Source organism: Janthinobacterium paucivorans (assembly GCF_051380805.1).
Lineage (GTDB): Bacteria > Pseudomonadota > Gammaproteobacteria > Burkholderiales > Burkholderiaceae_D > Janthinobacterium > Janthinobacterium lividum_D.
On sequence record NZ_JBNYXR010000006.1, the window covers coordinates 106,068 to 130,354 of the forward strand.

The following is a 24,287-nucleotide window of genomic DNA, read 5'->3' on the forward strand; positions in this document are numbered from 1 at the left end:
AAAGGCTTTAAATGAAAAACCAAGAAAACATAATCGCAGCAAACAAACGCCTGGCCGAGTTGCTTGGCTGGACCAACATTGTCGAGGTGGGTGGCGCTCTGGTCGGCACGCCGCCGGCCGGCGCCGCCGCAAGTCGCGGCCAGGCGCTGGTACCGGACTGGCTGGGCGACTGGGCGGCGGCCGGCCCGATGATCGGGCAGTTCAAGATGAGCGTCGGCTTCACTGGGATTGACGCGGTGGCGACGGCACGCGATTACGAAAAGGGCGCGGCATTTGAGGCGATCGCCGGCCACGCGACAGCCGATGCGGCGGCGCGTGTCGCCATCGTGCGAGCAATTATCAGTGCGCTGGAGGCTTGCCAATGATCGCAGTCACCTTGCCATGGCCAAGCGCCAAGCTGAATCCGAACCGCAGCAAGGGCCTGCACTGGGCCGCGACATCGGCGCTGCGCAAGCAGGCGCGCGACGGTGCCGCGCTGCTCACTAAAAACGCGATGCAAGGCCAGACAGTCAGCGACGGCGCCATCACCCTGACCATCACGTTCATCCAGCCGGACCGCCGTGCGCGCGACCGCGATAACCTGCTGGCGGCGCTGAAGCCATCGCTGGACGGCGTGGCCGACGCCCTGGGCGTCAACGATGTCCGGTTCGATCCGGTCACGCTGCGGCGCGAGTATGGCGCCAAGCCTGGCGCGGTGCGCATCGAGATCGGCGGTGCCGCATGAGCGCCAACAAAAAGCCCCGCAAGCGCTACACCCCGAAGCCAGCCGTGCTGCCGCCAGGCCTGCGTAAAGACATTGCCTTCGAAATGCCCGGATTCCAGGCCAGCGAAGCGATGGGCAAGGGCCACTTCCAAGAGCGACACGTCTACGACCTCCTGAGCAACGCCGACATGGCCCGCCGCATTGCGCCAGATGGCCACGCCATCCTGCCGGTGGCACAGGCAATGGTCGAAGCGGTTGCCGAGATCCAGGCGCGCGCCCAACGCACCGGCACCTTCGGCGTCAACGGCGACGAAATGCGCGTGCTGCGTGACGGCATCGGCAAAACGATGGTTTTCCTGCGCAGCGTGTCGAATTACGACATTTCCAAGGCTTCACTGGCGGCGATCCGCGAGTTCAATAAAACAGGGGTATTGAGGGTATGAGAAATCATCCAGGACAGGGCTATTTGAAACTAAAAATGGGTGTTAACATTGGCCAACAACTGAAAGGCATACATGGGCTTTGCTGACCGCTACATCGCTTCAATCGGATCGACCAACCTGCTTGATGATGCCCTGCATCATCAGACGGACCCACTGGCCGCTGCGGCTTTGGCTGGCGATATCGGGGCCTTACTGTGCCGCGTGAAGTACGCTGACGGCACGCTCAACCGCATGTTCGAGGGCAATCACCAGAACCTGGCGCAACTGCTACGCATCTGGACGGCCGAGGTCATCAAGCGCGGACAGTCGCGCCGTTGGCTGCCTGTGAACACGGCATGGGATGCGGATGCGGCGCAGGTGCTTTACCGGCGCGTGGCTGAGAAGTCGCTGGCTTACTGGCTCGACAGCAAGTGCAAGGTGTGTAGCGGTACTGGCGTCAAGGCGCTGCTGGGCCATGGCATCTGCGCGAGTTGCAATGGATCTGGTGCAGCTTCGATCCACGGCGCGGCAGGTCTGGAGCTGGAGCGGGTCAAGGATATGGTGAGCGAGCTGACTGCCATTTACGACAGCCATTCAGGCCGGGCGGGCGGGTTGTTGCGTGGCGGTGAGTTATGAGCGCCCAGGACGATCAGGCCGAAAGGAAGCGCGTGGAGGTGGCGCGCGCAATGCGGCGGTCACTTGCCGATTTGCTCGACAACTGGCCGATGCAAATCGAGATTATTGCTTGGAAGGCGAAGGAGTCGCGCGCGAAGTATCTTGCCTTGTTGCGTGAGGGCTTTACTGAAGATCAGGCCATCAAGCTCTGCGTCACGATGTAAAAATTTTGCGGACTGTGTTTACAAACAGTATTTGGGCTGTATAATGTGCGTACAGTTTCAAGAAAATTCTTCCGGAAATCGTAATGTGCGCATCGCGCCACCGATAGCTGGAACTCGCGACAGTACCCGGACCCAGCGCCGGACCTGCTCGCCCTGAAATTCGTAGATAGCTCACCACGCAGATAGCGCGGGAGCAAATGAAAGCCACCCTCGCGGTGGCTTTTTGCATTGGCGATTCACTTTTCGAGGACGCCGTGACCGATACCACACATCCATCGCCACAAAAGGTACGCGAGTACCTGGAGCGGCGCACGCACTCCGAAGACCCGCCGCCTACGCCTGACGAAATTCGCAGGGAGTTGGGCTGGAACTTGATCGCTGCTGAGCGCCAGATCCAGGCTGAGAGCGAAGAACGAAACTGAAATGGCTGGATGCGCGCGCGATCATGCCGCCGCAGGCCTGAAAAGGAGGTGCCCAGTGAAGTAGCCATCCAGCAAACAATCAGGGCAATCAGTCGGGCGCCGCCGTTTGGCTGCGCGCCAAACCGACGCCAGACGCTGCAACTGGCAACCAGATTTCGCAGGCGTAGCTCAATGGTAGAGCGGAAGCCTTCCAAGCTTTCCACGCGGGTTCGATTCCCGTCACCCGCTCCAGTTCTCCTTGCCCGGTACGCCGGGTTTCGCCGCCTGCCGCATCACTGCGCTGGCGGCTTTTCTTTTCCATGCGCAGATAGGTTTGCAAGCCGAAAGCAGCTCGTCCCTGCTTCTGCGCACCCATTTCAACGACGACCACTGACGAAGGGCGGCATCATGCAAACAAATACATCGACAGGCGCAATCGCGCTGTACCGCGAGCTGGTCATGCTTGACGGCGGCGAGGGTTGCACCACGTCGCGCCGGATTGCCGAGCGCTTCGGCCGCACGCACAGCAACGTGCTTGCCTCTATCGACCGCATCATCGCGGCGATGAATTCCCAGGAATTTTGCTTTAGCGGTGAGATGTTCCGGGAATTCCACGAGACTGACCGTCGTGGCCGCGCCCGCCGACAGTTCACCATCAGTAAGGATGGCTTCGCACTGTTGGCCATGCGCTTTGACGGCGCTGCTGCGCTGGCATGGCAGCTGCGCTTCATTGCGGCGTTCAATTGGCTGGCTGAGCAGATGCGCGAGCGAGACGAAAACAACCGCCTGATCGCACAGTTCGACATTAAGAACCGCGAATCAATCGAGGCTGGCTCGTACCATGGCGCCGAACTACAGCGGCGCAAGACAGAGATCGCGGCGCTGGAGCTTGAGGACGCCGCAATCAAGGCCAAGGTCCAGGCGACCCTGGCATTCGATGGCAACCCTTCACAGGTGCACTGATGCTTCCAGATATCGACTTCCGCAGGATTATTATCGCCATGGTCTTGGCAGGCGCCTTGATTGGCGGCGCCATCGTCGCGCTCGTGCTGCTGGCTTGGCCGTGGCTGTGGGCAATGGCTAAGCCAGCGCTGCACGCATTCACCGCCTAAAGGAAACGATATGCGAATCTCCGCTAACAAGACCAGCCCCGACTACCGCTCTGACTACATGGGCGCCAACATCTACCTGGATGGCGTGCTCGTTGGTCGCGTCATCGCTGCTGATGACATTGCGGGCGAGGTAACGCGCGCCAGGCTGAACGAGTTGGGCAATATTTATCTGGCTGGCGATGGGATTGCCGCCGAAGTGCTCAAGGGCGCAGTACGGATCGTGAAGAATGGATCTTGGCTTTGCGCGGAAGCGATCGGCTTCGATGCCTGGATGTGTGAACGCACCGAGGCCGCGCACCAGGCCATGATGAAGCACGCCCGGCGTGGCGGCATCCCATACACCTGACACTTGCGACTGCCAGCGCTCTCCAGTGGCAGGCTCAAAAAACGGGCGCAGCTCACCGACGAACCAAGGCTAGCCGCCTCCTCCGCAAAGCATCGCGGCCCGGCTCGCGCGGGCGGTGACATAACGAAGGCAGTCATGCAGAAAATTCAACACCCATCAAACAACGGCGTGCTTGGCGCGCCAGCGGGCTGGGACCAAGGCGAACTGCCATGTGGCGCGCTGCCTATCACGCGCACGCACGTCGGCGATCTACCTGCAGTGGTGTCGTACTGGCGCCCGAGCGTTGAGGAACTGGCCGTGCTGAATGCTGGCGGCGCCGTCCGGCTGTGGGTGATGGGCGCAACGATGCCTCCCGTGATGCTTGACGTCGATGGCGCCCAGTAGCATGGCGCGCAGACCACCAGCTGCGCCAGGCTCCGGCCGCCCGGTGCCGCCACCCGAATTCACCGATCCGCTGAACAACCGATACCTGCCCGCACCCGAGGTGCTCAAGTGGGCGCGCGCAACCATCCTCACCGAAGGCGGCGCACTCTATAACGAGGACCACGCCCACCTGGAATATGCCGATGTGCACTTCCTGTGGGCGCCGGAAGGCTTCGTGAAGGCAGGCCGCACCGTGCTGGGCCAGTGCGAAGAAGTCACGTTCCGCTGCGGGCCGTGGCAAAAAGGTCGCCAGCAACAGCAGATGGCCGACTGGTTCGGCATGGTGCCGGACTTCCTCATTACCCTGGACGCGTCGTATTGCCTAGCATGCAGCGACCTTGAGTTCTGCGCACTGGTCGAACACGAACTTTTCCATATCGGCCAAGAGCACGATGAATTCGGCGCGCCCGCATTCACCAAGGACGGATTGCCGAAGCTGTGCATGCGCGCTCACGACGTCGAGGAGTTCATCGGCGTGGTCCGGCGCTACGGTGCCAGCCAGGACGTGCAGCGGATGATCGATGCAGCAAAGACACCGCCCGAAGTGGCGAGAATCAACATCGCGAGGGCTTGCGGAACCTGTCTGCTCAAGGTCGCATAGTTTTACGCGACTTTTACCGGATGGCAACTTATGGCAGCACTACGAGACGAGGTGAAGCTGTTCATCGTCCAAGCGCTGGCCTGTTTTGACACGCCGACGCAGGTTTCGAAGGCAGTAAAAGAGGAGTTCGGGCTTGATGTGATGCGGCAGCAGGTGGCCGCTTACGACCCGAATTGCTACGTAGGGCGCAACCTCAGCCTGAAATGGCGCACAGTATTCAACGACACTCGGGCCAAGTTCCGCAACGAAGTCGCAGAGATTCCCATCGCCAGCCGGGCCTTTCGCCTTCGCGCTCTAGCCAGAATGGCGCAGCAGGCCGAGGGCATGCGCAACATCGCGCTGGCCGTATCGGTGATCGAGCAGGCGGCCAAGGAAGTGGGCGACGCCTACGTCAATCGCAAGGTCGACCCCGACAAGAGTCTGGACGAGGAGATTAAGCGCCTGGAGATTGAGCGGCGCAAGGCCGAGCTCAAGCAAATCGAGAAGGGTGGCGGCAATTCGAACGCCCAACTGCTTGCCGATCTTATTGCGAAGCTGCCCTCATGAGCACCGGAAATCTGCTATTCGACCGTCAGCTAGCACGCTGGTATCCTCTGAAAGATCACCCGGTGCAGCTCGCGCTGATCGCCGCCGTGCTGCAAGGTATTCGCTTCCCGCTTGTTCCGGCAGGTCGCCGAAGCGGCAAGACTGAGCGTTTCAAGCGCTTTCTGGTGAAACAGGCATTTGCCTATGCGGGCATGTATTTCGCTGCCGCGCCGACACATGCGCAGGCCAAGAAGATCTTCTGGGACGATCTAAAGGCGTTCACGCTGTCGTGCATGCACAGTCGCCGGCCGTCGGAGTCGGACCTAATCATCTATCTGGACAACGGCAGCGAGATTCACGTGATCGGCCTGGACAAGCCGCAGCGTATCGAGGGCATCCCTTGGACTGGCGGTGGAATCGATGAATTTGCCGATATTAAATCCGACGCCTGGGAGGCGAACATCCTTCCAGCGCTGAACACTGTCAACCCGACCATGCCGGACTATCGCGCCTGGTGCTGGCTGCTTGGTGTGCCTGACGGTCTGAACCACTATTACGACCTGTGCGCCCAGGCGGAGAGCGGCACCGATCCGAACTTCCGGGTCTTCCACTGGAAGTCTGCCGAAATCCTGCCGCCGGATGTGATCACCGCGATGAAGCGCGCGATGTCGGACAAGCAGTTCAAGCAAGAATTCGAGGCCTCGTTCGAAACGGCATCCGGCCGTATTTACGAGGACTACAGCAAGGCAAACCACACCGGCGAGCTAATCCTGCCCCACGAGCAGTTGATGTGGATGCACGATCAAAACTTCACGCCGCTGTCCTCCGCCATCGGCGTCCGCCGTGACGCGAGCATCTACCTGTTGGATGAGATTGTGCTGACCAGTGCGGTTTCGAAGCAATCAGCCTTGGAGTTCGTGGAAAAGTACAAGGATCACAAGAATAAACATGTGCTGATCTACGGCGATCCGGCTGGGCGGGCTGGTGAGAAGCACGGCCACGCATCGGACTACACCGACATCGAGGGAGTGCTGAAGGCGAATGGGTGGAGCTACACCCGCAAGGTGAAGCCGGCGGCGCCAGCAATCAAAGATCGGCAGAACGCGGTGCGCGCCAAGATCCGATCCGCTGACGGCGCACTGAGCTTGTTCATCAACCCGGCCACCGCAAAGTGGTGCGACAAAGGGCTGAGTACCGTTCAGTTTGAAAAAGGGTCGACCTTTCAGGAAGACCAGAAAAATAAGTACCAACACATCACGACGGCGATTGGATACTGCATCGACGTCGAATGGCCGTCTGTGAAAAATGGCACCACCGTCGCGCCGCTGCGCATGTAAAAAAACAAGGATTTCCATGACCGATGTACGCACACAATCAGCCGAAGCGGCCAAGCTGAACGAAGATTGCGCGCTGATCGCTGCGCTGCTGGGCGGCACCAAGACCATGCGGGCCGCTGGCAAGAGGTATTTGCCGCAGTGGCCAGGCGAGGACGATGCGAGCTATACCCTTCGCCTAGCTGTGGCCACGCTGTTCCCGGCCTACGCCCGCACCATCGACGTGCTGTCGGCCAAGCCGTTCAGCAAGCCGGTGACGCTGGGCGAAGACGTGCCGGAACGGCTCAAGCCTTGGCTGCAAAACGTCGACTTGTCCGGCCGGGACCTGCATAGTTTCCTGTCGGAAATTACTCAGGAGGCGATGGGCTACGGCTTCGCTGGCATCCTGGTCGACTTCCCCAAGGCCGGCAACTTGGTCACGAAGGCCGACGAGCAGGCCGCTGGCGTGCGCCCGTACTTCGTCCAGGTGCATGTGCAGAACGTGCTGGGCTGGCTGCCGAAGAATGCGACCAGCCTTGATGGGCTGACCCAGCTGCGGTTGCTGGAAAGTGTGTCCGAGCCGAATGGCGACTTCGACACCAAGGAAATCGAGCAGGTCCGCGTACTGGGGCGGGGCACTTGGCAGACCTGGCGCCAGAGCGAAACCGGCAGCAAAAAGGAGTGGACGCTGCATGAAGAGGGCGTCACCAGCCTGAAAATCATCCCCTTCGTGCCCATCTACGGCAAGCGCCTGGGCTACATGCAGGCCACGCCGCCGCTTCTGGAACTGGCGCACAGCAACGTGGAGCACTGGCAGACAAAAAGTGATCGCCAAAATGCACTTCATGTTTTAAGTGTTCCGATCTTATTCACCAAGATGCTTGGAGATAACGCTATCACGGTCGGCGCCGGCTTCGCCGTCAAGTCGGAATCGCCCGATGCCGATATGAAATACGTGGAGATTTCTGGCGCTGCCGTAGAGGCCGGCAGGAAAGCCTTACTAGATCTGGAAGATCAAATGCGTCAGGCGGGTGCCGAGTTGTTAATCGTCAAACCGGGCGGCACATCTGTTGCCCAAACCGTATCTGATAATGAGCAAGGGACATGCGCGCTTCAGAAAATTATTCAAAACGTCGAGGATGCAGCTGACCAGGCGATGCAGTTCATGGCGCAGTGGGTGGGCGAGCCTGAGGGCGGGCATATCGGCATTTACAAAGAATTCGGTACGTTTAACTTGGCACAAGCTAGCGCAGATGTTTTGCTGAAGGCGGTCCAAGGGGGCTTTATTTCGAAGGAAACATTCCATGAAGAAATGCAGCGTCGAGCATTCCTTTCGCCAGATGTTAGTTGGGAGGACGAGCAAGACAGATTGCAATTGCAGGGGCCGGATCTGGGTGTGCTATAGGGTCTCGCGAGTCTAATTGCACTGTATAAATATACAGTATTTCGCGGTAAAATAGATGAGCCGAACGGGTGCTGAAACACCGGTCCGGCTCTAACCGATCGACTATCTAGGAGTCTCATGGCTGACGCTATTTTAGCATCCAGCGGTATCTACGCTATCCGCAACAAAATCAACGGCAAAGCTTATATTGGCAGCGCCACCAAGCTTACCACCAGGCTAAACTATCACCGCAGCTTCCTGCGACGAGGGAAGCACGCCAACTCAAAACTACAGCGCGCGTGGGATCGATACGGCGCCGACGGGTTTGAGTTCAGCATTATGGAAGCGGTCGAGGATAAAGGTGAATTGGCGGCGAGGGAGCAGCACTGGATTGATGCACTGAACTCAGTCGATGCCGGCTACAACATTCGGCGCATAGCAACTAGCAATCAAGGCCTCAAAGCGAGTCCAGAGACCCGCGCAAAAATGTCGGCTTCGCAGCGTGGGACCATTCGACACACCCCGGAATCGAAGGCTAGGTTATCGCAGTTGCGTCGCGGTGTTCCGTGCCACACCGAAGAGGCAAAGCAGCGAATGTCCGTCGAACGCAAGGGGCGAAGGCATACGGCCGAGGCAAAGCAAAAGATTGCAGCATCAAGTATGGGGCGACCCCAGTCCTCCGACACGCGAGCAAAGCGCGCAGCCGCGATGATGATCACGATTGCAGCGCGTGACCCATACTCCCCGCCGGCTGAGCTCAGGGCGCAGTGGAGTGCGGCAAAGAAGGGGCGTCCGGCGAAAAACCGGAAGCCAGTGATCCTGTTTGGTGTCAAATACGTGTCCATTGCCGCAGCCGCTGAATCGATGGGGCGCAACCCTCAGTGGGTAAAGTCACGAATGCAAAAAGACGAGCTATGATTGATCCCATCCTCAACGCGTCAATAAGGCACGGCATCAGCCTGACGCACTACAGCAACTACGTCCTCCGGCGCATGATCGCGCTGCTGAACAAGACCGACACCGACATGTCCGCAGCGCTGCTGATCGCGCTCGATGGCATCGATGCCGTCAGTTTCAAGGTGCAGCGGCTGGATAAATTGCTTGCATCAGTCCGCGAATTGAATGCACAGGCCTATGCTGCGCTGTACACTGGGCTGACCGCTGAATTGCAGGCCTACGTGGCTTACGAGGGCCAGTTCCAGTACGACCTGTATAAATCCGTGGCGCCGGTTACGTTCAGCATCGCGGCAGTTGTCCCTGAACAGGCTTACGCTGCAGCGATGTCGACTCCGATGCAAGGTCGATTGCTGAATGAGTGGGCATCCGGACTCGAATCGAATCGATTGCGGCGCATCAAGGATGCGATAGCCATCGGCTTCACGTCAGGCAAGACGACCGATGAGATCGTTCGCGAGATTCGTGGCACGAAGGCTGCTGGCTATGCCGATGGATTGCTTGACATGAGTCGGCGTGAGGTGGAGTCGATTGTTCGAACTTCGATCAGCCACACGGCCCAAATGGTGCGCACGCGGTTCTATGATGACAATGAAGATATCCTTGGGGACATCGTTTGGGTTTCGACGCTCGATTCGCGCACCAGCTCGCCGTGCAGGGCGCGCGACCACTTGCACTATACGCAGTCGCATGCCCCAGTTGGGCATAGCGTACCGTGGGAGGCTGGACCTGGCCGGCTGCACTGGAATTGCCGAAGCTCCAGCATCGCGATGCTCAAAGGGCAGAAGCGGCTCACTGGCACGCGATCCGCAGCAGATGGCCCGGCCGATGTTAATACGTCATACCGCGATTGGCTCAAGCAGCAGCCAGCCAATGTCCAGGATGACGTGCTTGGTAAGGCGAAAGGCGAACGCTACCGCAAAGATGGCATGAGCGACGCGGCCTTTGTCAACAACAAGGGATTGGAGATTTCGCTCAAACGCATGGCGGAAATGGACGCGGCGGCATTCGGCAAGTGATACCATGCAGGAATGCCCCTTCACCTCATCAAATCGCCGCCACCGCCAGAGCGCAAGAATAGCCGCTCCCGAAACGCCGCGAAGCCGCCCGATATGCTCCAGTGCCCACGCTGCGCCGGCCGCGAGGTGATTGTTTCGACCATTGGCGTGGTGCTTAAGGGTGGAAAGTTGACGGGCGGCACGAAGCAAGTCTTGTGCACGCTGTGCCTCATGCGCGGCGAAAGGGTTGTTGTCGCATAAATCGACCACAAAATATTCCAATAATTATTAAAGCTCGCTACGACGAGCTTTTTTTACGACCATTTCAGGCCGCCCGGGCAACTAGGCGGCCTTTTTTACGCCCGATGGGCACCAAGCGAAAGGCTTCAAATGAATGAATTGATTTTCGATGGGCACAAGCTCCGCGTCATCGAGCGCAACGGGCAATCGTGGCTCACGGCTGCCGATATTGCCGCCGCGCTCGGCTACAGCCGGAGCGATAAAGTTTCTCGCCTCTATCAACTGCACGACAAAGAGTTCCGGGCATCAATGACCGATCTCATCGTGACCCCCGTTTCGGGGTTCTCGGGGATTACGGCCGAAGCGCGCGTTTTCAGCCTTCGGGGCGCGCACCTGATCGGCATGTTTGCGCGAACCAAGAAGGGCGCCGAGTTCCGAGCGTGGGTGCTCGACCAGTTGGAGGCGCAAGTCGCGCCGGCTAGGTCGCTGATGTTCGCATGGTTCGAAGCCAAGGCGGCCGTCGACGCACAAGACAAGTTCGCCAGCCTCTGCGGCAAAGGGCTGAGCGAGCACAAGACACGAAAGCCACCGCTGGTTGTAAAGCTCGCGGACATCGACAAAAAAATGCAGCCCTCGCTGCAATTCAACTGACCGGCCTAGCGCCGGTTTTTTTATGCCGCAAGCGGATGCGACGCGGCGCACCGGCCGGAAGGCCATTGATAGGGCGGATGCCCGGAAAGCTCTCAAATGAAACTGAAACTCGACGCAAATGGCAATGTGGTACTGCAAGATGGCAAGCCAGTGTATGTGCTGGATGATGGCCGCGAGGTCGCACATGATGCTGCCGCTACTGTCGCGAAGATTTCCAGCCTGAACGGCGAGGCAATGAGCCATCGCCAGGCAAAAGAGGCTGCCGAAGCTGCGCTGAAACCATTCAAGGATGCCGGCATCGAGGACGCCGCTGCCGCTGCTGCTGCACTGCAGACCATGGCTAACATCAATTCTGGCGACCTGACCACCGCCGCCAAGGTGCAAGAGATCAAGGACGCTGCAACGCGCTCGGCGAACGAAGCGGTAGCCGCCGCAACCCGCGCGGCCGAAGAAAAGCAGCGCGCGCTGACCGAGCAGAACGCCAAGCTCACCGGCGACCTGAACAACCACATCATCGGTGGTTCCTTCGCCAGCTCCAAATTCATTGCCGAGAAATTGGCAATCCCGGCCGACATGGCGCAAACCTTCTTCGGCAGCCGCTTCAAGGTCGACGGCGGCAAGCTCGTCCCGCTGGACCAGCAGGGCAACCCGATTTTCTCTTCCACGAACCACGGCAACCATGCCGACTTCGATGAGGCCATCCAGGTGATGGTCGGCCAGTACGCCAACAAAGACATGATCCTCAAGGGTTCCGGCGCATCCGGCGGTGGTGCTCAGGGCGGCGGCGCTGGTGCCGGCGGCAGCAAGACCATCCCCCGCGCCCAGTTCGACAGCATGAGCCAAGGCGACCGCGCAGCGGCATTCCGCGCCGGCGCCACTGTCGTCGATTAAGTGACCGCAAGACCAGTATCGCATCACCGGCCCGGCATTCGCTGGGCCTTTGCCTCTTCGATGGATGTCGACGAGGTGCTTTGGGCTGGACAGCCTGCAATTCAAAAAACTCAAATCACCTATAGGTCCGCAATTTCGCGGGCTTTTTTCGACACAACGAAAGGTAATACTATGCCAAACGTACTGAATAACCTGGCGGCTGACATCTACAAGGCCGCCGATATGGTCGGCCGCGAACTGATCGGCATCTTGCCGTCGGCCACGCTGAACATGAATACTGAAGGCGCTGCCCTCGGCGATACCGTTCGATCGCACTTCTCGCGCGTACCAGTGGTGCAGGGTATCACCCCATCCATGACCATCCCGGAGGGTACCGATCAAACGGTCGACAGCAAGACCATGGTCATCGACACGCCTGCCAGTGTCCAGATTCCTTGGACTGGCGAGGAAATGAAGCACGTCAACAACGGCTCGGGCTTCGAGACGATCTACGGCGATCAGATCATTCAGGCCATCCGTGCTATCGCCAACCAGATGGAAGCGACCGCCGCCGCCGTACTATACAAGAACGCCTCACGCGCATTCGGTACCTCGGGCACCACCCCGTTCGGCTCGAACTTCAACGAAGTCGCGGAAATGCGCCAGATCCTGGTCGACAACGGCTGCCCGATTGATGGCCAGGTGACGCTGGCACTGAGCACGACCGCCGGCACCAAGCTGCGTAACCTGACTGGCCTGCAGAGCGCGAGCGCGGCGGGTGGCACCGAGTTGCTGCGCCAAGGCACGCTGCTGGACCTGCAGGGCCTGATGATCAAGGAATCGGCCGGCATCCAGCTGGTAACGAAGGGCACGGGCACCGCCTACACCACCAATGCTGCTGGCTATGCTGTTGGCGCCACGGTAATTACCCTGATCACCGGCTCGGGCACCTCGCTGCAGGGCGACGTTGTCACCTTCGCGGGCGATGCTAACCAGTACGTCGTGGCCTCCGGCGCCTCGGCCCCCGGCACCATCACCCTGGCCGCGCCAGGTCTGCGTCAAGCGATCCCGGCATCAGCCACGGCGATGACCATCACCAACAGCTACACCGGCAACATCGCCTTCCACAAGTCGGCGCTGGAAGTCGCTATGCGCCCAATGGCCAACCCGGCCGGCGGCGACGCGGCAGTCGATAGCATGGTTGTGCAGGACCCACGCAGCGGTCTGGTATTTGCGGTCGATGCCTATAAGGGCTTCAAGAAGGCCATGTTCATGGTGTCGTGCGTCTACGGCATGAAGGCCTGGAAGACCGAGAACATCGCCACGCTGAAAGGCTAAGTCGGCCCCGGCCGTTTGAAACTGCGGAGGGCTTCGGCTCTCTGCGTTACCTGGAATCCCCATGAACATCGAAACCATCCGCGTAGTTTCCACGGAGTCGAGCGACAACCCGCAGGGCTTCATCATCATCAATAAGGCCGACTTCGACCCTGAAGTGCATCAAGCGTTCGGCGGCGACACCCCGCCCGAGCCGACCGTGCCGCTGCAGCCTGCGCCAACCATGGCCGAGCTGATCGCTGCGCGTGACGCACTGGTGCAGCGTGAACGCGAACTCGACGCAGAGCGTGACCGGCTGATCGAGCGCGATGCGGCGCAAGCGGCCGAAGCTGCTCGCCTAGCAGAGCAGGAGCGCGTCAACGAGGCCGAGGCGCAGCGCCTGCGCGATGAGGCTGCAGCACTGGCCGCCATCCAGGGCGCAGCGCCAGACCCTGCCAGCATGACCAAGGCCCAACTGCAATCCGCGCTGACCGCCAAGGGAATCAGCTTCCCGGCCGCCGCCGACAAGGCTGAGTTGCTGGCCCTGCTGACCCAGTAACCATCAAAGCGGCGGCACCGCATTGAGGCTAGCGCCCAGCACCACGAGGCCCGCCGCGCGCGGGCTTTTTCATATCTAAACCAGACAAGGTCAGACATGCCCACCATTAAAGCCGGCGACCTGCCGCAAACCATTTCCCTGCCCGAGGGCCAGGTCCTGACCGTCACCGGCGCGCCAGGCGCCACGGGCGTCGTCTACCTGCTCGATCCGGTACTGGGCGGCACGAACTCGCTGCAGTCCTGGGCGGTTGTCAGTGGCGCGCTGGCGCCCATCGGGCCGTATGCTGGCGAGCAGCGCTTGCTGGTGACGTGTTCGGCGGGGAGTGTGATTGCGACAACTGCAAATGCGGCCGTCTCTGCTGCTCGCGTCGGCAGGGATGTCGCCGGTGTGGCGGCATCCGTTGGCGATGGATCGACCCAGATTCCTCTGCGAGTCAATCAATTGGTCGGCTCAATGCGTGCTGCTGGAACTGGATTGCCCGCCGCGACGAATTCCGTATCAAGTGGCGCCGCCACCAAGTCCTTTGCGGGCGCGATTAGTGCCTGGGGGCCTTTCCACGCAGTGCAGTTGATTTTCGGCAACCATACTGCCACCCCTGCCGTAATTGATAATTCCTGTGTCGCTACGTCAAGTACTGCCTATCCTGGCGGGGTGTTTAATATCGCCGCGCCTTCGTCGGGCTTTGGGGCGCCAACCGGCCCCGTGACGGTGCCTGCGGCAATCGGGGCAGATGCTACAGCAATGCGCAGAAGGCCGGGTATCGCATTATCGCCAAAGATGCCAGCCCGCAGCGTGCCACGCGCTGCTGGCGAGTTGGATAACGGAAAGTACGAGTTGCTGTTTTGGCGCAACGTCCGACTTGGCAATAACAACACATTTACCTTTGGCGATCTTGGCACAGGATTCCCGGCTGCGTGGGATGCTGTCAATGAAGGCTTTTCTATCCTCACCGCCGATCCTACGTTTGGGGTTGACACTGTTGCCAATCCCGGCAGCGTCGTGACGTCAACGCGTGAAACCGGCGTTGCTGGATTGGCTATTGTTGGTGCGCTGTTTCATTACGACAGGAAAATGACGACCATCGGCGGGGCTGGCGATTCGATTTTTGTCGGCTCGCCTAACTCGTCTGGCGTTATTGGGGCGCCTTACATCTTTAAAGCCGCCGCCAGGGTTCGCGCGACCGGCAAAATGGTGTCTTACTTCAACGGCGCAATATCCGGTTCGTCTATGCAGGCAATTAACCTGCACGGGCGGGATATAGTCGACCTGAACATGCTCGATATCATGGTAGTGCATAGCCACACCATCAACGGAATGACACCCACCCAGCTATCGGGGAATGCTGCTGACTGGGATGGTCAATGGTATTTCATGATGGACTTAATTCAGTACCACCTTGACAAAAAATCAGGGAATCAAGTGCTTATCTTGACGCCACTGCCAAACGATTCTTTCACGCCTTCTCAGAATGCCTTGCGCCTAAAGCAGCGTGACAGGGTAATAAATTCGGGCCTTCCTTATGTCGATGTTGAGTCGCTTGCAGACTCCCTTGGGCATTGGGCAAATCCCGCGCACGTCCTGGATGGGACGCACCCTTCACCGCTGGGGCACGAAGCCCTGTGTGAAAAGGTCAAGCCTGTACTTTTAACAATGGTTCCCTGATATGACCCTCACCCTCGAAACCGGCGCCGGCCTACCCACCGCCGAATCCTACGCCAGCGTTGCCGCAGCTGATGCGCGCTGCGCCAGCCTGGGCTTGACCGCCTGGGCGGCGCTGACCGAAGCAAACAAGGAGATCGCCCTTCGCAAGGCGATGATCTTTATGTCAACCTACCGCACGCGCTGGGCCGGCCGCCGGGCACATCAGGAGCAGGCGCTGGACTGGCCTCGCTACAACGTGGTCGTTGACGGATTCCCCGTGCCCAGCAATATCGTGCCGGTGGATGTGGTCAATGCCTGCATCGACCTGGCCGTGCGCGCTGGCAGTGGCGCGGAACTGTTGCCTGACCTCGATACTGGTTCGAACTCGGTCAAAAAGACCAAGGTGGGGCCGCTGGAAGATGAGTATTTCCAGAACACCACGGACGCGCGCGAGCGCTTCGTGGCCGTGGATGCGCTACTGGCTCCTTACTTTGGGGCGTCCGGTGGTGGCAATTCGATTAAGTTGGTGCGCGGCTAGAGGATTTATATGACCGACTACAGCAAAACCGCCGCCCGAGCCGACCAGTCCCTACGCCGTAAAGGCGGCATCGCGGTGCTGCGCCAGGTCGTCATCGGGCCATACGATCCAGAACTGGGCGCAGCGCCCAGCACGACAACCGATTACGAAGGCACGGGCGTCAAGATCGCCTACGATGCCGAAAACATCGACGGCACGCTGATCCAAGCGGGCGATCAGAAGCTGCTGCTGTCGCCGCTGCAACGCAACGGCTTGCCGATGCCGCAGCCGACCACAGCCGACCTGGTGCTGTTCGGCGGCGCCAGCTACACGATCAAGTCAGTTGGAGCTACGGCGCCGGTCGACGTGGCCGTGCTGTTCACGCTGCAGATCAGGGGGCTTTGATGGCAGGCTCATTTAGCGCAGACTTGACCAAGTTCCTCGAACACTTCGGCGGCAACATGGATAAGACCGTGCGCCACGCGGTAGTGCTGGCATCCCAAGGCGTCATCATGAACACGCCCGTCGACACCGGGCGCCTGCGTAGCAATTGGCAGTTCGGGCGCGAGCTACCGCCACAGGGCGAGATCGCGTTGCTCGACACGTCCGGCGCCGCCGCCATCGCGCGCATTGCTGGTCAGGTCACTAGCCTCAAGGCAGGTGGAGAGTGCTGGGTCGTGAACAACCTGCCGTATGCCGGGCGCATCGAGTATGGCCACAGCCGCGTGAAGGCGCCGAGAGGCATGGTGCGCATCACCCTGGCCAACCTGCCGGCCGCCATCGAATCTTATGTACAGGATCTGCAATGAGCAATGCAATTATCCAGGCCGCCATCGAGGTGCGCCTAGCCGCGTGGGCGGGCGCGCAGTCACCAGCAATTCCGATCGCCTATGAAAATATGGGCTTCAAGCCCACAACAGGGCAGCGGTACCTGCGCGGCACACTGATGCCAGCCGGAACGCTCAACCCCAGCCAGGGCGGTGAGCACAAGCGCTATCACGGGTTTTATCAGGTCGATGTGTATGTGCCAGCGAATGGCGGTACCGGGCCATCCAGGGCGCTGACCAAGGCCATCGAGGTGCTGTTCAAGTGCCCGACAACGATCCAGAGCGGCGGCCTGAACGTGCACATAAATCGCACGCCATCGGTCGGGCCTGGCATGCCGGACGATAGCGGCTTCTACATGGTCCCGGTCACTATCTGGTACGACCTGGACGATTTCAGTTAAAAGACCATCCACCACCAAGGCGCCTTCGGGTGCTTTTTTTACGTCCAAAGGCAATGAAATGACAATCCAAACCCAAGTACTGACCAAGGTTATCCGCAAGAAAGAGTCGGCTTACGGCACATTGCCTGCGCCGTCCGGCGCGCGCGAGATGCGCAAAGTCAGCGACAGCCTGCAGTTGAAGAAGAATTCGATTGCCTCCGGTGCCATTCAAACTAATGCGCAGCGCCCCTTGCCGCGACACGGCGGGCGCACGGTCGACGGCAGCTTCGGCTTCGAGTTCTCGCTGGGCCTGATCGAGGACTTTCTGGCCTCGGTCGTCCGCCGCGAATGGACGGCAGTGGCCCCGCTCACTGGCCTGACCGTGACCGCATCGGCAGCCGGGCCGAATTTCGTGCGCTCGGCCGGCTCCTGGCTGACGGATGGCCTGGCGCTGGGCATGCTGGTGAAATTCTCCGGCTTCGCCACCACGGGCGCGCCGAACAACGGCAAGCTGTTCACGATCATCGCCCTCGATGCGCTCAACATGACCGTGGCGGAAAAGGTTACCGCAGTGGGCAGCTCGACCGCCATCGGTCTGACCGTCCCGGGCAAGATCACCTACATCCCGGAAACGGCGCACACGAACGACAGCTACACGATTGAAAAATTCTATGCGGCGGTCAATGAGTCGTACCGCTTCACCGGTCAGCGCGTGGGATCGATCAACTTCGGCATGAATGCGGATGACAAGGTTTCGGCCGACGTTGCCTTCATGGGTCAGGATCGCAAGAAGGACGTTACGCAGTACTTCACGGCGCCGGCAGTAGCTGGCGGCGGCGATATGCTGGTCACGCCTTCCGGCCTGGTCGTGATCAATGGCGTCGCCTCCAAGGTGTGCACCAATTTCACGCTGGACATCAACGGCAATGCCTCGGTCGGCAAAACCGTTGGCTCGAACGTGACGCCTGACGTTTTCATGGACATGCTCGACGTGGGCGGCCAGGTCAGTGTGTACTTCGAAGACGGCATCATGGACACCTACTTCGACAACGAGCAGACCATTTCCCTGATCAACCGCCTCGATGACGGCATCGGCGGCGCATTCGTCTTCGCCATGCCTGTGGTGAAAATCTCCGGCGGCGGCGAGTCGGGCGACAAGGAAATCATTCGTCAGTACGACTATGCGGCCGGGCCGAACCCGGCAGGCGTTGGCGCTGGCAAATCGACAATTTTGCTTCAGGATACTAGCCTGACCTAACCACCGCGCGGGCCTAGCTCGCGCATCGCCGATCAGGCCCGCCGGGCCTGTGCTCTGGCCCACCTCAGACGTGGGCCTTTTTTATTCTCAAAATAGAAAGTTAAAAAATGAACATCGCACAAAAAATTGCAACCGCTGGCTTTGATATCTCCCTGTTGAGCGGCGACGCTGCGCCGGTCGAGAAAACGCACCGCGTATCCGTCCTGTTCGATGACGAAGGCAATCACCGCGCCGGTTTCGACATGGTCGGCAAAAACAGCGAGCAGTACCGCGCCGTGATCCGCGAAACGTCGGTCGTGGCCATCAAGCGCTCCCAGCAGAAAAAACAGCAGATCGACGCGAAGACGGACGATGGCGCCGGCACGCTGTTCGACCTGGGCGAAGACCGCAATTTCAAGATCGCCTGCGCGGTGATCGTGGGCGCCCCTGGTTTCATGGACAAGGGGGAGCCTGTCGCTGTGACGACGGAATTCCTGCGCGCTGCATTCACGAAGTTCCCGACCTGGCAAGATCGCATCCTGGCCGAGCTGGAAGCGGACGCCAATTTTTTGGCGATCTAAAGCGCCAACTGCTGGAGTTTGCCGAGCGATCGCTCAAGCTCGGCGCCCGGCAGAAGGACGGCAAGTCGCTCCAGTGGCATCTTGAACGAGTGCAGGAGCAGACCGGCAAGGTGCCTCCGGGGCTCGACATCCCCCCGGTGCCGCATGAGCTGATCCATGTTTGGCAATATTTTCTCGATATGAACCGCAAGCGCCAGTGCGGCATGAGTATCAGCCCGTTGGCCGATTCGGAGATATTGGCCTGGGAGCGGCGCAACCGCATCACGCTGACGCCGTTTGAGGGTGAGTGTATCGATGCGCTGGATGAGGTGTTTCTGGCAAGCGCGAGTGAGGCGCCGAGCAAGTAAAAAGGCCCGTCAAATTGACGGGCCCCTAACGTGAAAGGTGGGCAGGCGTCAATGCAGCAGTCGCTTGGCCCAGTTAGGCCGCTTCCAACCCCCTCTGTTGCCGTATCAGCACTTCCGCGGGGATGCCCAGCGCATCATTCAAGCGTACGATCATCGGCAGCGTAAGAGGGCGCTTACCATTGAGAATTTCGTATACACGATTTAAGCGGCCGATCAATGGTTCCAGATCCTTGGGCGCAAGACCTTTCTGCTCCATGCTGAATTTGATGGCATCGATAGGACTCGGCAATTCCATGGGAAAGTGGCGCGCTTCGTAGGCTTCCACAAGAGTTGCCAGTACATCCAGTCGATCGCCATCTGGCGTGCCGAATTCCGCAGACATAAGCGACTCAACATCCCGTAGCGCGGCACGGTAGTCGTCTTCAGTGCGAATTGGTTTGATGTCCATGATTACTCCTTAAATTGCCTGTGCGTCTATTGCGTCGTATTGCCGGTGTGTACCGATGAACTTGATGAAGACGATGCCGTACGGGTAGTTGATCGATGTCACGATCCGGTACTTGTTGCCTCCAATATTAAACACGACCCGGCCCTCCTTCAGGATACTCGCGGTGCCAAAGTCAGCCTTCACGGCAGCGGGGTCGGGCCATGAAGCCTTAAGCACATGGCCGTGCCAAGACAGTAGCGGCGCTTTTGAGTCTGCGTAGATCGGCTGTTCGTAGAAGTCTATAAGGGTCGGCTTGGATAGGATTCGCATAGCCACATCTTAGTCCCATTTTGGGACTAATGTCAAACTTTGCAGATTTGTCCGGGAGATGAGGGGAGGTCACGGGCGCTGGCCAGCACAAAACTGCTGGCCTGTCACCCACAGGGAATTTGCATTTCCTGTGGGTGACAGGCTGGTACGGCGGCGATAGGATGGTGTCGCACATAGCACAAATGCGGGCAAAAGTCGTGCGAACTGTTCCGCATGACTTTGCCGTGTCGGGTGTGTATTGTTGCTGGGTGGTGAGGGGGAATGCAAGGCTCGATTGCTAAGGAGCCCCCGGGGCAGGGGCGCCTTTACATGCCGATGTCCATCGAACTGGAGGGGCTTTTGCAGCAGAAGTGCATTAAATAATGACGGCTAGGGTTTTTTTGAGGGGCGGGTGCGGGGTCAAAGGAAAAGTAGCTGGTCAGCGACAAATATTCTCAAGTCGGACAGCATCCCGATCCTGAATAGTTGCCTCCCAGTCTCGGATGGCTTTCAGCTTCGCTTTGCCGATGCCCTTTATGGCGAGTAGGTCAGCGTCTGTCATGGCCGCGATCTTGGCGGCCGTGTTGATGCCTTCCGCCTTGAGCGCGCCTCTGGATGCTTCCGGCAGGCCCGGGATGGTGCTGATGGCAGGCGGGAATAGGTGATTCACTATGCAGCCGACGTTATCTTCCAGGCGAGTCACGAAGTCTTGCCATCGCGGCTTGGTCAGTTCGGCACGTAGTTCGGCGACACGCTCATTGATGGGCGTGACCGGCTCCACGATCTGGCGGACGGCGAGCAGGAAATGCAGGTACTCACCACCGTCGGCGGGTATGCGACCAACATCGGATGGCATTCCACCGATTACGGTCCTTTGGCCGCGTAGGAGCTGAGTCCACCCGCCTTCGTGCGCCTGTGCGATGGCCGGCGGCTTACGACCACTCGGGCGAGTCTCTCCGTGGCGGGACAGGACGCGCAGCGGAGTGCGGAGTTGCATCGTGGCACAGAAGAGAAAGTCGCCGAGGATGCTTTCATTGTCGTCATATGTCGCACTTCGCATAACGTTTGTTCGTGGTGCCGGTACAGCGGCGGGCTTGGGGGTGCGAGGCTTCTTTGCGCGAGTTTGCGGCTTAACGCCGAATGCTGCGTTCAGGAATTTTAGGAGGCCTGACATGTATTTCCTTCGATGGCTGGCCAGGGCTTCTTGGCGCATTAAATAATGACCGATTACGTTTTTTTTGAGGCGCCGACGGGCTGCGCGTCCGGGTCAACCTGCAGCATGCGAAATTCTCGGATTAGCTCTTGAAGTTTGGTGGCAGCACTTTGAATTTCGGCGGACAGTTCAGATGGGTGTGGGTGGTCCACCTCATCCCATCGGAATGTCCGCTCCAGCCTGGCCAGAATTTCCGAGTTCATTGATCGATGGTTGCGCTCGGCGGCATCTGCAACGTGCGAGCGCATGCCCTCCGGAAAGCGAAGCATGAATTTATCGGAGTCTCGTGTGGCGGTTTTGGAATCTTTGCTCATGCGTGCAGGATACTAGTATCGTGACACATGTTAAATAGTGTCACCGTGACGCAAAAAAAGCTTGCGGGGCGCTCCACGGTCCTGTAATATGAATTTGTGTCACGGTGACACTATAAAAAAGGAAGGGAAATGGAAATCATAGGGCTGATGTCGCGACTGCCGGTAGATTTGAGGGATTGGCTTGCAGACGAAGCGAAGAAAGAGGAGCGCTCCATGAACTGGATGCTTGTCTCGATTTTGAAAGAAAAGAGGGCGGCGCAAGCGGCCCAAAAAGAAAAAACCCTGATCGCCGCCGGGAAGCACTGATCAGGGTTTTGTGTCAACCACCAACAAAGAGGATTAACAAAATGAATACTACTACTCTGCGCACTAAAGATCAAGCAGATCACTCCCTGGTGTCCATGATCGGCGGCAAAATAGCCACCACCAGCAATGTGATTGCAGCCACCTTTGGCAAGCTTCACAAGGTCGTGCTGCGCGCCATCAAGAGCTTGGAATGCTCCGCTGAATTCACTGGGCGCAATTTTGTGCCCAGTGAATATTTCGACTCGACAGGGAGGAAACTTCCGTCCTACATCGTGACCAAGGATGGATTCAGCATGCTGGCCATGGGCTTTACCGGGAAGGAAGCTACAAAATGGAAGGAGGCGTACATCAACGCCTTCAACCTGATGGATTCGGAACTGCGCCGTATTGGCGAAGCATCCAAGCAATCCGACAAGCACACCCGCGTACCACTGAAAGACGCCATCAACATGCTGGTGGCCCGCAGCAAGCACCTGAACTACTCGGATGCATACAAGATGGTGCATCAGCGCTTCGGCATTGAGACGGTCGAGGAGTTTTCGGACGACCAGGTGCCGCTGGCTGTGGAATACGTCCACAAGCTGATTGCGCAGTGGGAACTGGTCGAGCCTGAATTGCTGGCGGCGCCAGTCAAAAACGAGTTGAGCGAAGGTTTGCGCAACAACATTGGCGCGATGGCGAATCACATGCTGTGGTTGCACAGTTGGTGGATGGCGCATGGGCCGGCCATCGAGGCGATGAATGGGCAAACGGCACGCGCCGTACGTGACCACTTCGTTGATGGTGCCAGCGTAGCGCGCAATGTTGCGTACACCATCGGTGAGGCGCCGCCCGAGGAATTTATGAAAAATTACCCATGGAAGGGTGATGATAGCGAAAGGCGGCACTACCGGAGTCGCATGGGCGTGGCAAGCCAGTCGCAACGCGGCGAGGTGCCAGCATGATCGCCCTGATGCTGGCAATTCCCAGCGCCACCGGCTTCGATGTGACCGAAGTCATCGTGCGGCCGACAGCCCCGAAGCTGCGCCTGGTCGGCGGCACGGACATGGCCAAGAGTGAGCTAGAAGTGCAGATTGCGCAAATTGAAGCGCGTCGCACTGCGGTGACGCCGGGGCAGTCAGAATTCACCGTCGCCCAGTTTTGCGCAACTCACGGCGCCACACTCACGCTGTCGCAGATGCAAAGCCTGGGCAAGGCCGCCGCCAAGTATTGCCGCGTGCAAGGCCTGGACATTGGCCGCGCCAATGACGAGTTGTTCGGCGAGGTGAATGCCTACCCCGCGCACGCGCTCGATATTGTTTCCGGCATGTACTTCACTAAACAATCGAAGAAGGCGTGATCGCAGACGTCCACGCGATTGACTTGACGCCCAAAAATTTTCGGGCGTCTATCGGGGGTGTCGGAAATTTTCCCGACACCTTGTTGGTGGCTCAATTTTGAGCCGCGAATCATAAAGGTGCCGAAATGAATGATCGAGTATCGGAAGAGTTGCTGGCTGAGGCCGCTGGACGTCATGCCAGCGAAGCCATCGCCAACGCGGGTGCGGGAGCGGTAATCATGGCCGAGTATGAGGGGCGGGGCTATTCCTTCCGTGCGGATGGCTGGTTCAATGCGACGCTGGCTGCGGAGCGCTACGGCAAAAAGCCTGCGAAATGGTTAAGACTTGTCGAGACAAAGCGTTATATCGAGGCACTCGCCCGCCGGCACGAAGTCCATAAAATGGACTTCGTAAAAGCGAGTCGTGGTGGCGATCGAACGACGCAAGGAACTTGGCTGCATCCGAAGTTGGCGGTAGCCTTCGCTCGTTGGCTGAATATTGATTTTGCCGTGTGGGCAGATGCCAAGATCGACGAGATCATCCATGCCCCACAAGAACTCGGGCTGATCAAGCAGTTCTTCGAGGTCGAAGTCCAGTACGCCAACGAAAAAAGCAAAGTAAGCGCGAGCGCCAGAAACATGCGGGCCTGGCAAAAAAAGAAGCCGGAACTCAGTGGCGAGATGGCTCGCTTGCGTGCAGATATTCAGCTGAAGCTCGGGTTTAGTGATTTGCCAGCGAAGGATTAGCCGCAGCCCCAGCAATGGCGCTTTTCCAGTTCGATTGCCAATAGTGTATTATTTCCTATAATCATTTCGGGAGATAGTTGTGGCAAAAATTATTATTCATGCAGGCGATTTCACGCTCGGCGAGGGGGATGTGAGGCTTCCATTGCTGTTTCTGAAATGGCAAATGGGTGATGGATTTAGTGGTGTCGGGAAGTCCATACCGCTGACGGGATCTCTTGAATCAATTACTGTCGCCTCCGAGGATGAGGTGAAGCGAGTTGGTGGGGCGCTGGGATGGGGCGCTGCCGGTGCCGCGCTCCTAGGTCCGGTCGGTCTGCTCGCCGGACTGTTACTGGGTGGCAAAGGAAAAGACGTGACCTTTATTGCGCATTTTAAGGATGGAAAGAAAATGCTTGCCACCACTGACTCCAAGACCTTTACTGGAATGCAGGCTCTAGTTTTCTAGAGCCGCACAAATTCCCACCAGGCC

37 protein-coding genes and 1 tRNA gene are annotated in these 24,287 nt (G+C 59.0%); 34 read left to right on the forward strand and 4 right to left on the reverse strand.

The genetic code is table 11. The features are described 5' to 3' along the window. The first annotated feature begins 11 nt into the window (after positions 1–11). The 29 genes from ACQ4V8_RS09475 to ACQ4V8_RS09615 all read left to right on the forward strand — a co-directional run bounded on the left by ACQ4V8_RS09475 (position 12) and on the right by ACQ4V8_RS09615 (position 19,185). A complete protein-coding gene (locus ACQ4V8_RS09475; RefSeq protein ID WP_436571322.1) occupies positions 12–365 on the forward strand; it encodes a hypothetical protein in 354 nt (117 codons plus the stop codon). Then, the gene (locus ACQ4V8_RS09480; protein WP_436571323.1) at positions 362–724 is read left to right on the forward strand and encodes a RusA family crossover junction endodeoxyribonuclease; all 363 of its coding nucleotides are present in this window, start codon (positions 362–364) and stop codon (positions 722–724) included. Before ACQ4V8_RS09475 ends, ACQ4V8_RS09480 begins: the two co-directional genes overlap by 4 nt. Beyond that, positions 721–1,146, forward strand: a complete 426-nt coding sequence (locus ACQ4V8_RS09485) for a hypothetical protein (protein WP_436571324.1) — start codon at positions 721–723, stop codon at positions 1,144–1,146. The genes ACQ4V8_RS09480 and ACQ4V8_RS09485 overlap by 4 nt, the downstream gene beginning before the upstream one ends. Positions 1,147–1,218: 72 nt before the next feature. After that, entirely contained in the window at positions 1,219–1,761 is a 543-nt protein-coding gene (locus ACQ4V8_RS09490) for a hypothetical protein (RefSeq protein ID WP_436571325.1), read from the forward strand. After that, a complete protein-coding gene (locus ACQ4V8_RS09495; RefSeq protein WP_436571326.1) occupies positions 1,758–1,964 on the forward strand; it encodes a hypothetical protein in 207 nt (68 codons plus the stop codon). The genes ACQ4V8_RS09490 and ACQ4V8_RS09495 overlap by 4 nt, the downstream gene beginning before the upstream one ends. 197 nt (positions 1,965–2,161) lie before the next feature. After that, a complete protein-coding gene (locus ACQ4V8_RS09500; protein ID WP_436571327.1) occupies positions 2,162–2,386 on the forward strand; it encodes a hypothetical protein in 225 nt (74 codons plus the stop codon). A 157-nt stretch (positions 2,387–2,543) separates the two neighbouring features. Further along, a tRNA-Gly gene (locus ACQ4V8_RS09505) sits at positions 2,544–2,617 on the forward strand. A 156-nt stretch (positions 2,618–2,773) separates the two neighbouring features. Next, a complete protein-coding gene (locus tag ACQ4V8_RS09510; RefSeq protein WP_436571328.1) occupies positions 2,774–3,328 on the forward strand; it encodes a Rha family transcriptional regulator in 555 nt (184 codons plus the stop codon). Further along, positions 3,328–3,477: a hypothetical protein gene (locus ACQ4V8_RS09515; protein WP_436571329.1), complete on the forward strand. Its 150-nt coding sequence runs from the start codon at positions 3,328–3,330 to the stop codon at positions 3,475–3,477. Before ACQ4V8_RS09510 ends, ACQ4V8_RS09515 begins: the two co-directional genes overlap by 1 nt. 10 nt (positions 3,478–3,487) lie before the next feature. Beyond that, positions 3,488–3,823, forward strand: a complete 336-nt coding sequence (locus ACQ4V8_RS09520; protein WP_436571330.1) for a hypothetical protein — start codon at positions 3,488–3,490, stop codon at positions 3,821–3,823. 135 nt (positions 3,824–3,958) lie between these two features. After that, complete coding sequence (locus ACQ4V8_RS09525) at positions 3,959–4,207, forward strand: hypothetical protein (protein ID WP_436571331.1); 249 nt, start codon at positions 3,959–3,961, stop codon at positions 4,205–4,207. A gap of 1 nt (position 4,208) precedes the next feature. Further along, on the forward strand, positions 4,209–4,847 hold the full coding sequence (locus tag ACQ4V8_RS09530; protein ID WP_436571332.1) for a putative metallopeptidase: 639 nt from the start codon (positions 4,209–4,211) through the stop codon (positions 4,845–4,847). A gap of 30 nt (positions 4,848–4,877) precedes the next feature. Continuing rightward, positions 4,878–5,393 carry a DUF2280 domain-containing protein gene (locus ACQ4V8_RS09535; protein WP_436571333.1) on the forward strand — a complete coding sequence of 172 codons (516 nt, stop codon included), beginning with the start codon at positions 4,878–4,880 and terminating at the stop codon, positions 5,391–5,393. Continuing rightward, positions 5,390–6,709, forward strand: coding sequence for a terminase large subunit domain-containing protein (locus tag ACQ4V8_RS09540; RefSeq protein ID WP_436571334.1), 1,320 nt, complete (start codon positions 5,390–5,392; stop codon positions 6,707–6,709). The genes ACQ4V8_RS09535 and ACQ4V8_RS09540 overlap by 4 nt, the downstream gene beginning before the upstream one ends. Before the next feature lie 16 nt (positions 6,710–6,725). Beyond that, a complete protein-coding gene (locus tag ACQ4V8_RS09545) occupies positions 6,726–8,090 on the forward strand; it encodes a DUF4055 domain-containing protein (protein ID WP_436571335.1) in 1,365 nt (454 codons plus the stop codon). A 117-nt stretch (positions 8,091–8,207) separates the two neighbouring features. After that, complete coding sequence (locus ACQ4V8_RS09550) at positions 8,208–8,987, forward strand: GIY-YIG nuclease family protein (RefSeq protein WP_436571336.1); 780 nt, start codon at positions 8,208–8,210, stop codon at positions 8,985–8,987. Continuing rightward, positions 8,984–10,042, forward strand: a complete 1,059-nt coding sequence (locus ACQ4V8_RS09555) for a putative phage head morphogenesis protein (RefSeq protein WP_436571337.1) — start codon at positions 8,984–8,986, stop codon at positions 10,040–10,042. Before ACQ4V8_RS09550 ends, ACQ4V8_RS09555 begins: the two co-directional genes overlap by 4 nt. A 369-nt stretch (positions 10,043–10,411) precedes the next feature. After that, entirely contained in the window at positions 10,412–10,912 is a 501-nt protein-coding gene (locus ACQ4V8_RS09560) for a BRO family protein (protein ID WP_436571338.1), read from the forward strand. A 96-nt stretch (positions 10,913–11,008) separates the two neighbouring features. Further along, positions 11,009–11,803 carry a DUF6651 domain-containing protein gene (locus ACQ4V8_RS09565; protein WP_436571339.1) on the forward strand — a complete coding sequence of 265 codons (795 nt, stop codon included), beginning with the start codon at positions 11,009–11,011 and terminating at the stop codon, positions 11,801–11,803. A gap of 171 nt (positions 11,804–11,974) precedes the next feature. Continuing rightward, positions 11,975–13,120, forward strand: a complete 1,146-nt coding sequence (locus ACQ4V8_RS09570; RefSeq protein ID WP_436571340.1) for a major capsid protein — start codon at positions 11,975–11,977, stop codon at positions 13,118–13,120. Between the two features lie 61 nt (positions 13,121–13,181). Then, complete coding sequence (locus ACQ4V8_RS09575; RefSeq protein WP_436571341.1) at positions 13,182–13,655, forward strand: HeH/LEM domain-containing protein; 474 nt, start codon at positions 13,182–13,184, stop codon at positions 13,653–13,655. Positions 13,656–13,751: 96 nt separating this feature from the next. Further along, positions 13,752–15,317 (forward strand): SGNH/GDSL hydrolase family protein, encoded by a 1,566-nt coding sequence (locus ACQ4V8_RS09580; RefSeq protein ID WP_436571342.1) that lies wholly within the window; start codon positions 13,752–13,754, stop codon positions 15,315–15,317. A gap of 1 nt (position 15,318) precedes the next feature. Next, complete coding sequence (locus tag ACQ4V8_RS09585) at positions 15,319–15,834, forward strand: DnaT-like ssDNA-binding protein (RefSeq protein WP_436571343.1); 516 nt, start codon at positions 15,319–15,321, stop codon at positions 15,832–15,834. Positions 15,835–15,843: 9 nt separating this feature from the next. Beyond that, a complete protein-coding gene (locus ACQ4V8_RS09590; protein ID WP_436571344.1) occupies positions 15,844–16,218 on the forward strand; it encodes a hypothetical protein in 375 nt (124 codons plus the stop codon). Next, positions 16,218–16,622: an HK97 gp10 family phage protein gene (locus ACQ4V8_RS09595; RefSeq protein WP_436571345.1), complete on the forward strand. Its 405-nt coding sequence runs from the start codon at positions 16,218–16,220 to the stop codon at positions 16,620–16,622. Before ACQ4V8_RS09590 ends, ACQ4V8_RS09595 begins: the two co-directional genes overlap by 1 nt. Further along, positions 16,619–17,041, forward strand: coding sequence for a DUF4128 domain-containing protein (locus tag ACQ4V8_RS09600; protein WP_436571346.1), 423 nt, complete (start codon positions 16,619–16,621; stop codon positions 17,039–17,041). Before ACQ4V8_RS09595 ends, ACQ4V8_RS09600 begins: the two co-directional genes overlap by 4 nt. Before the next feature lie 58 nt (positions 17,042–17,099). Next, positions 17,100–18,278 (forward strand): phage tail tube protein, encoded by a 1,179-nt coding sequence (locus ACQ4V8_RS09605; protein ID WP_436571347.1) that lies wholly within the window; start codon positions 17,100–17,102, stop codon positions 18,276–18,278. A gap of 107 nt (positions 18,279–18,385) precedes the next feature. Then, positions 18,386–18,838, forward strand: a complete 453-nt coding sequence (locus ACQ4V8_RS09610) for a hypothetical protein (protein WP_436571348.1) — start codon at positions 18,386–18,388, stop codon at positions 18,836–18,838. A gap of 89 nt (positions 18,839–18,927) precedes the next feature. Then, positions 18,928–19,185, forward strand: a complete 258-nt coding sequence (locus ACQ4V8_RS09615) for a phage tail assembly chaperone (RefSeq protein WP_436571349.1) — start codon at positions 18,928–18,930, stop codon at positions 19,183–19,185. Positions 19,186–19,258: 73 nt separating this feature from the next. Here ACQ4V8_RS09615 and ACQ4V8_RS09620 read toward each other — a convergent pair whose 3' ends face one another. The 4 genes from ACQ4V8_RS09620 to ACQ4V8_RS09635 form a co-directional block, all read right to left on the reverse strand. After that, positions 19,259–19,633 (reverse strand): helix-turn-helix domain-containing protein, encoded by a 375-nt coding sequence (locus ACQ4V8_RS09620; protein WP_436571350.1) that lies wholly within the window; start codon positions 19,631–19,633, stop codon positions 19,259–19,261. Positions 19,634–19,642: 9 nt separating this feature from the next. Then, entirely contained in the window at positions 19,643–19,942 is a 300-nt protein-coding gene (locus tag ACQ4V8_RS09625) for a type II toxin-antitoxin system HigB family toxin (protein WP_436571351.1), read from the reverse strand. Positions 19,943–20,360: 418 nt separating this feature from the next. Beyond that, positions 20,361–20,777 (reverse strand): DNA-directed RNA polymerase subunit alpha C-terminal domain-containing protein, encoded by a 417-nt coding sequence (locus tag ACQ4V8_RS09630; RefSeq protein WP_436571352.1) that lies wholly within the window; start codon positions 20,775–20,777, stop codon positions 20,361–20,363. Between the two features lie 371 nt (positions 20,778–21,148). After that, entirely contained in the window at positions 21,149–21,448 is a 300-nt protein-coding gene (locus ACQ4V8_RS09635) for an Arc family DNA-binding protein (protein ID WP_436571353.1), read from the reverse strand. 129 nt (positions 21,449–21,577) lie between these two features. Between ACQ4V8_RS09635 and ACQ4V8_RS09640 the strand changes: the two genes are divergently transcribed. The 5 genes from ACQ4V8_RS09640 (at position 21,578) to ACQ4V8_RS09660 (ending at position 24,263) form a co-directional block, all read left to right on the forward strand. Further along, a complete protein-coding gene (locus tag ACQ4V8_RS09640; protein ID WP_436571354.1) occupies positions 21,578–21,754 on the forward strand; it encodes a hypothetical protein in 177 nt (58 codons plus the stop codon). A gap of 41 nt (positions 21,755–21,795) precedes the next feature. Then, on the forward strand, positions 21,796–22,698 hold the full coding sequence (locus ACQ4V8_RS09645; RefSeq protein WP_436571355.1) for a Rha family transcriptional regulator: 903 nt from the start codon (positions 21,796–21,798) through the stop codon (positions 22,696–22,698). After that, the gene (locus ACQ4V8_RS09650; RefSeq protein WP_436571356.1) at positions 22,695–23,093 is read left to right on the forward strand and encodes a hypothetical protein; all 399 of its coding nucleotides are present in this window, start codon (positions 22,695–22,697) and stop codon (positions 23,091–23,093) included. Before ACQ4V8_RS09645 ends, ACQ4V8_RS09650 begins: the two co-directional genes overlap by 4 nt. Before the next feature lie 125 nt (positions 23,094–23,218). Further along, entirely contained in the window at positions 23,219–23,818 is a 600-nt protein-coding gene (locus tag ACQ4V8_RS09655) for a KilA-N domain-containing protein (RefSeq protein WP_436571357.1), read from the forward strand. A 79-nt stretch (positions 23,819–23,897) separates the two neighbouring features. After that, positions 23,898–24,263 (forward strand): hypothetical protein, encoded by a 366-nt coding sequence (locus tag ACQ4V8_RS09660; protein ID WP_436571358.1) that lies wholly within the window; start codon positions 23,898–23,900, stop codon positions 24,261–24,263. The last annotated feature ends 24 nt before the right edge of the window (positions 24,264–24,287 follow it).

Coding starts and splice junctions, on each gene's coding strand:
- ACQ4V8_RS09580 (WP_436571342.1), top strand. CDS start 13,752: ATGCCCACCATTAAAGCCGGCGACCTGCCGCAAACCATTTCCCTGCCC.
- ACQ4V8_RS09625 (WP_436571351.1), bottom strand. CDS start 19,942: ATGCGAATCCTATCCAAGCCGACCCTTATAGACTTCTACGAACAGCCG.
- ACQ4V8_RS09560 (WP_436571338.1), top strand. CDS start 10,412: ATGAATGAATTGATTTTCGATGGGCACAAGCTCCGCGTCATCGAGCGC.
- ACQ4V8_RS09595 (WP_436571345.1), top strand. CDS start 16,218: ATGGCAGGCTCATTTAGCGCAGACTTGACCAAGTTCCTCGAACACTTC.
- ACQ4V8_RS09525 (WP_436571331.1), top strand. CDS start 3,959: ATGCAGAAAATTCAACACCCATCAAACAACGGCGTGCTTGGCGCGCCA.
- ACQ4V8_RS09510 (WP_436571328.1), top strand. CDS start 2,774: ATGCAAACAAATACATCGACAGGCGCAATCGCGCTGTACCGCGAGCTG.
- ACQ4V8_RS09565 (WP_436571339.1), top strand. CDS start 11,009: ATGAAACTGAAACTCGACGCAAATGGCAATGTGGTACTGCAAGATGGC.
- ACQ4V8_RS09570 (WP_436571340.1), top strand. CDS start 11,975: ATGCCAAACGTACTGAATAACCTGGCGGCTGACATCTACAAGGCCGCC.
- ACQ4V8_RS09630 (WP_436571352.1), bottom strand. CDS start 20,777: ATGCCATCCGATGTTGGTCGCATACCCGCCGACGGTGGTGAGTACCTG.
- ACQ4V8_RS09590 (WP_436571344.1), top strand. CDS start 15,844: ATGACCGACTACAGCAAAACCGCCGCCCGAGCCGACCAGTCCCTACGC.
- ACQ4V8_RS09650 (WP_436571356.1), top strand. CDS start 22,695: ATGATCGCCCTGATGCTGGCAATTCCCAGCGCCACCGGCTTCGATGTG.
- ACQ4V8_RS09515 (WP_436571329.1), top strand. CDS start 3,328: ATGCTTCCAGATATCGACTTCCGCAGGATTATTATCGCCATGGTCTTG.
- ACQ4V8_RS09555 (WP_436571337.1), top strand. CDS start 8,984: ATGATTGATCCCATCCTCAACGCGTCAATAAGGCACGGCATCAGCCTG.
- ACQ4V8_RS09585 (WP_436571343.1), top strand. CDS start 15,319: ATGACCCTCACCCTCGAAACCGGCGCCGGCCTACCCACCGCCGAATCC.
- ACQ4V8_RS09500 (WP_436571327.1), top strand. CDS start 2,162: ATGAAAGCCACCCTCGCGGTGGCTTTTTGCATTGGCGATTCACTTTTC.
- ACQ4V8_RS09490 (WP_436571325.1), top strand. CDS start 1,219: ATGGGCTTTGCTGACCGCTACATCGCTTCAATCGGATCGACCAACCTG.
- ACQ4V8_RS09475 (WP_436571322.1), top strand. CDS start 12: ATGAAAAACCAAGAAAACATAATCGCAGCAAACAAACGCCTGGCCGAG.
- ACQ4V8_RS09600 (WP_436571346.1), top strand. CDS start 16,619: ATGAGCAATGCAATTATCCAGGCCGCCATCGAGGTGCGCCTAGCCGCG.
- ACQ4V8_RS09545 (WP_436571335.1), top strand. CDS start 6,726: ATGACCGATGTACGCACACAATCAGCCGAAGCGGCCAAGCTGAACGAA.
- ACQ4V8_RS09575 (WP_436571341.1), top strand. CDS start 13,182: ATGAACATCGAAACCATCCGCGTAGTTTCCACGGAGTCGAGCGACAAC.
- ACQ4V8_RS09620 (WP_436571350.1), bottom strand. CDS start 19,633: ATGGACATCAAACCAATTCGCACTGAAGACGACTACCGTGCCGCGCTA.
- ACQ4V8_RS09535 (WP_436571333.1), top strand. CDS start 4,878: ATGGCAGCACTACGAGACGAGGTGAAGCTGTTCATCGTCCAAGCGCTG.
- ACQ4V8_RS09645 (WP_436571355.1), top strand. CDS start 21,796: ATGAATACTACTACTCTGCGCACTAAAGATCAAGCAGATCACTCCCTG.
- ACQ4V8_RS09655 (WP_436571357.1), top strand. CDS start 23,219: ATGAATGATCGAGTATCGGAAGAGTTGCTGGCTGAGGCCGCTGGACGT.
- ACQ4V8_RS09495 (WP_436571326.1), top strand. CDS start 1,758: ATGAGCGCCCAGGACGATCAGGCCGAAAGGAAGCGCGTGGAGGTGGCG.
- ACQ4V8_RS09610 (WP_436571348.1), top strand. CDS start 18,386: ATGAACATCGCACAAAAAATTGCAACCGCTGGCTTTGATATCTCCCTG.
- ACQ4V8_RS09485 (WP_436571324.1), top strand. CDS start 721: ATGAGCGCCAACAAAAAGCCCCGCAAGCGCTACACCCCGAAGCCAGCC.
- ACQ4V8_RS09550 (WP_436571336.1), top strand. CDS start 8,208: ATGGCTGACGCTATTTTAGCATCCAGCGGTATCTACGCTATCCGCAAC.
- ACQ4V8_RS09635 (WP_436571353.1), bottom strand. CDS start 21,448: ATGAGCAAAGATTCCAAAACCGCCACACGAGACTCCGATAAATTCATG.
- ACQ4V8_RS09540 (WP_436571334.1), top strand. CDS start 5,390: ATGAGCACCGGAAATCTGCTATTCGACCGTCAGCTAGCACGCTGGTAT.
- ACQ4V8_RS09530 (WP_436571332.1), top strand. CDS start 4,209: ATGGCGCGCAGACCACCAGCTGCGCCAGGCTCCGGCCGCCCGGTGCCG.
- ACQ4V8_RS09605 (WP_436571347.1), top strand. CDS start 17,100: ATGACAATCCAAACCCAAGTACTGACCAAGGTTATCCGCAAGAAAGAG.
- ACQ4V8_RS09520 (WP_436571330.1), top strand. CDS start 3,488: ATGCGAATCTCCGCTAACAAGACCAGCCCCGACTACCGCTCTGACTAC.
- ACQ4V8_RS09480 (WP_436571323.1), top strand. CDS start 362: ATGATCGCAGTCACCTTGCCATGGCCAAGCGCCAAGCTGAATCCGAAC.
- ACQ4V8_RS09640 (WP_436571354.1), top strand. CDS start 21,578: ATGGAAATCATAGGGCTGATGTCGCGACTGCCGGTAGATTTGAGGGAT.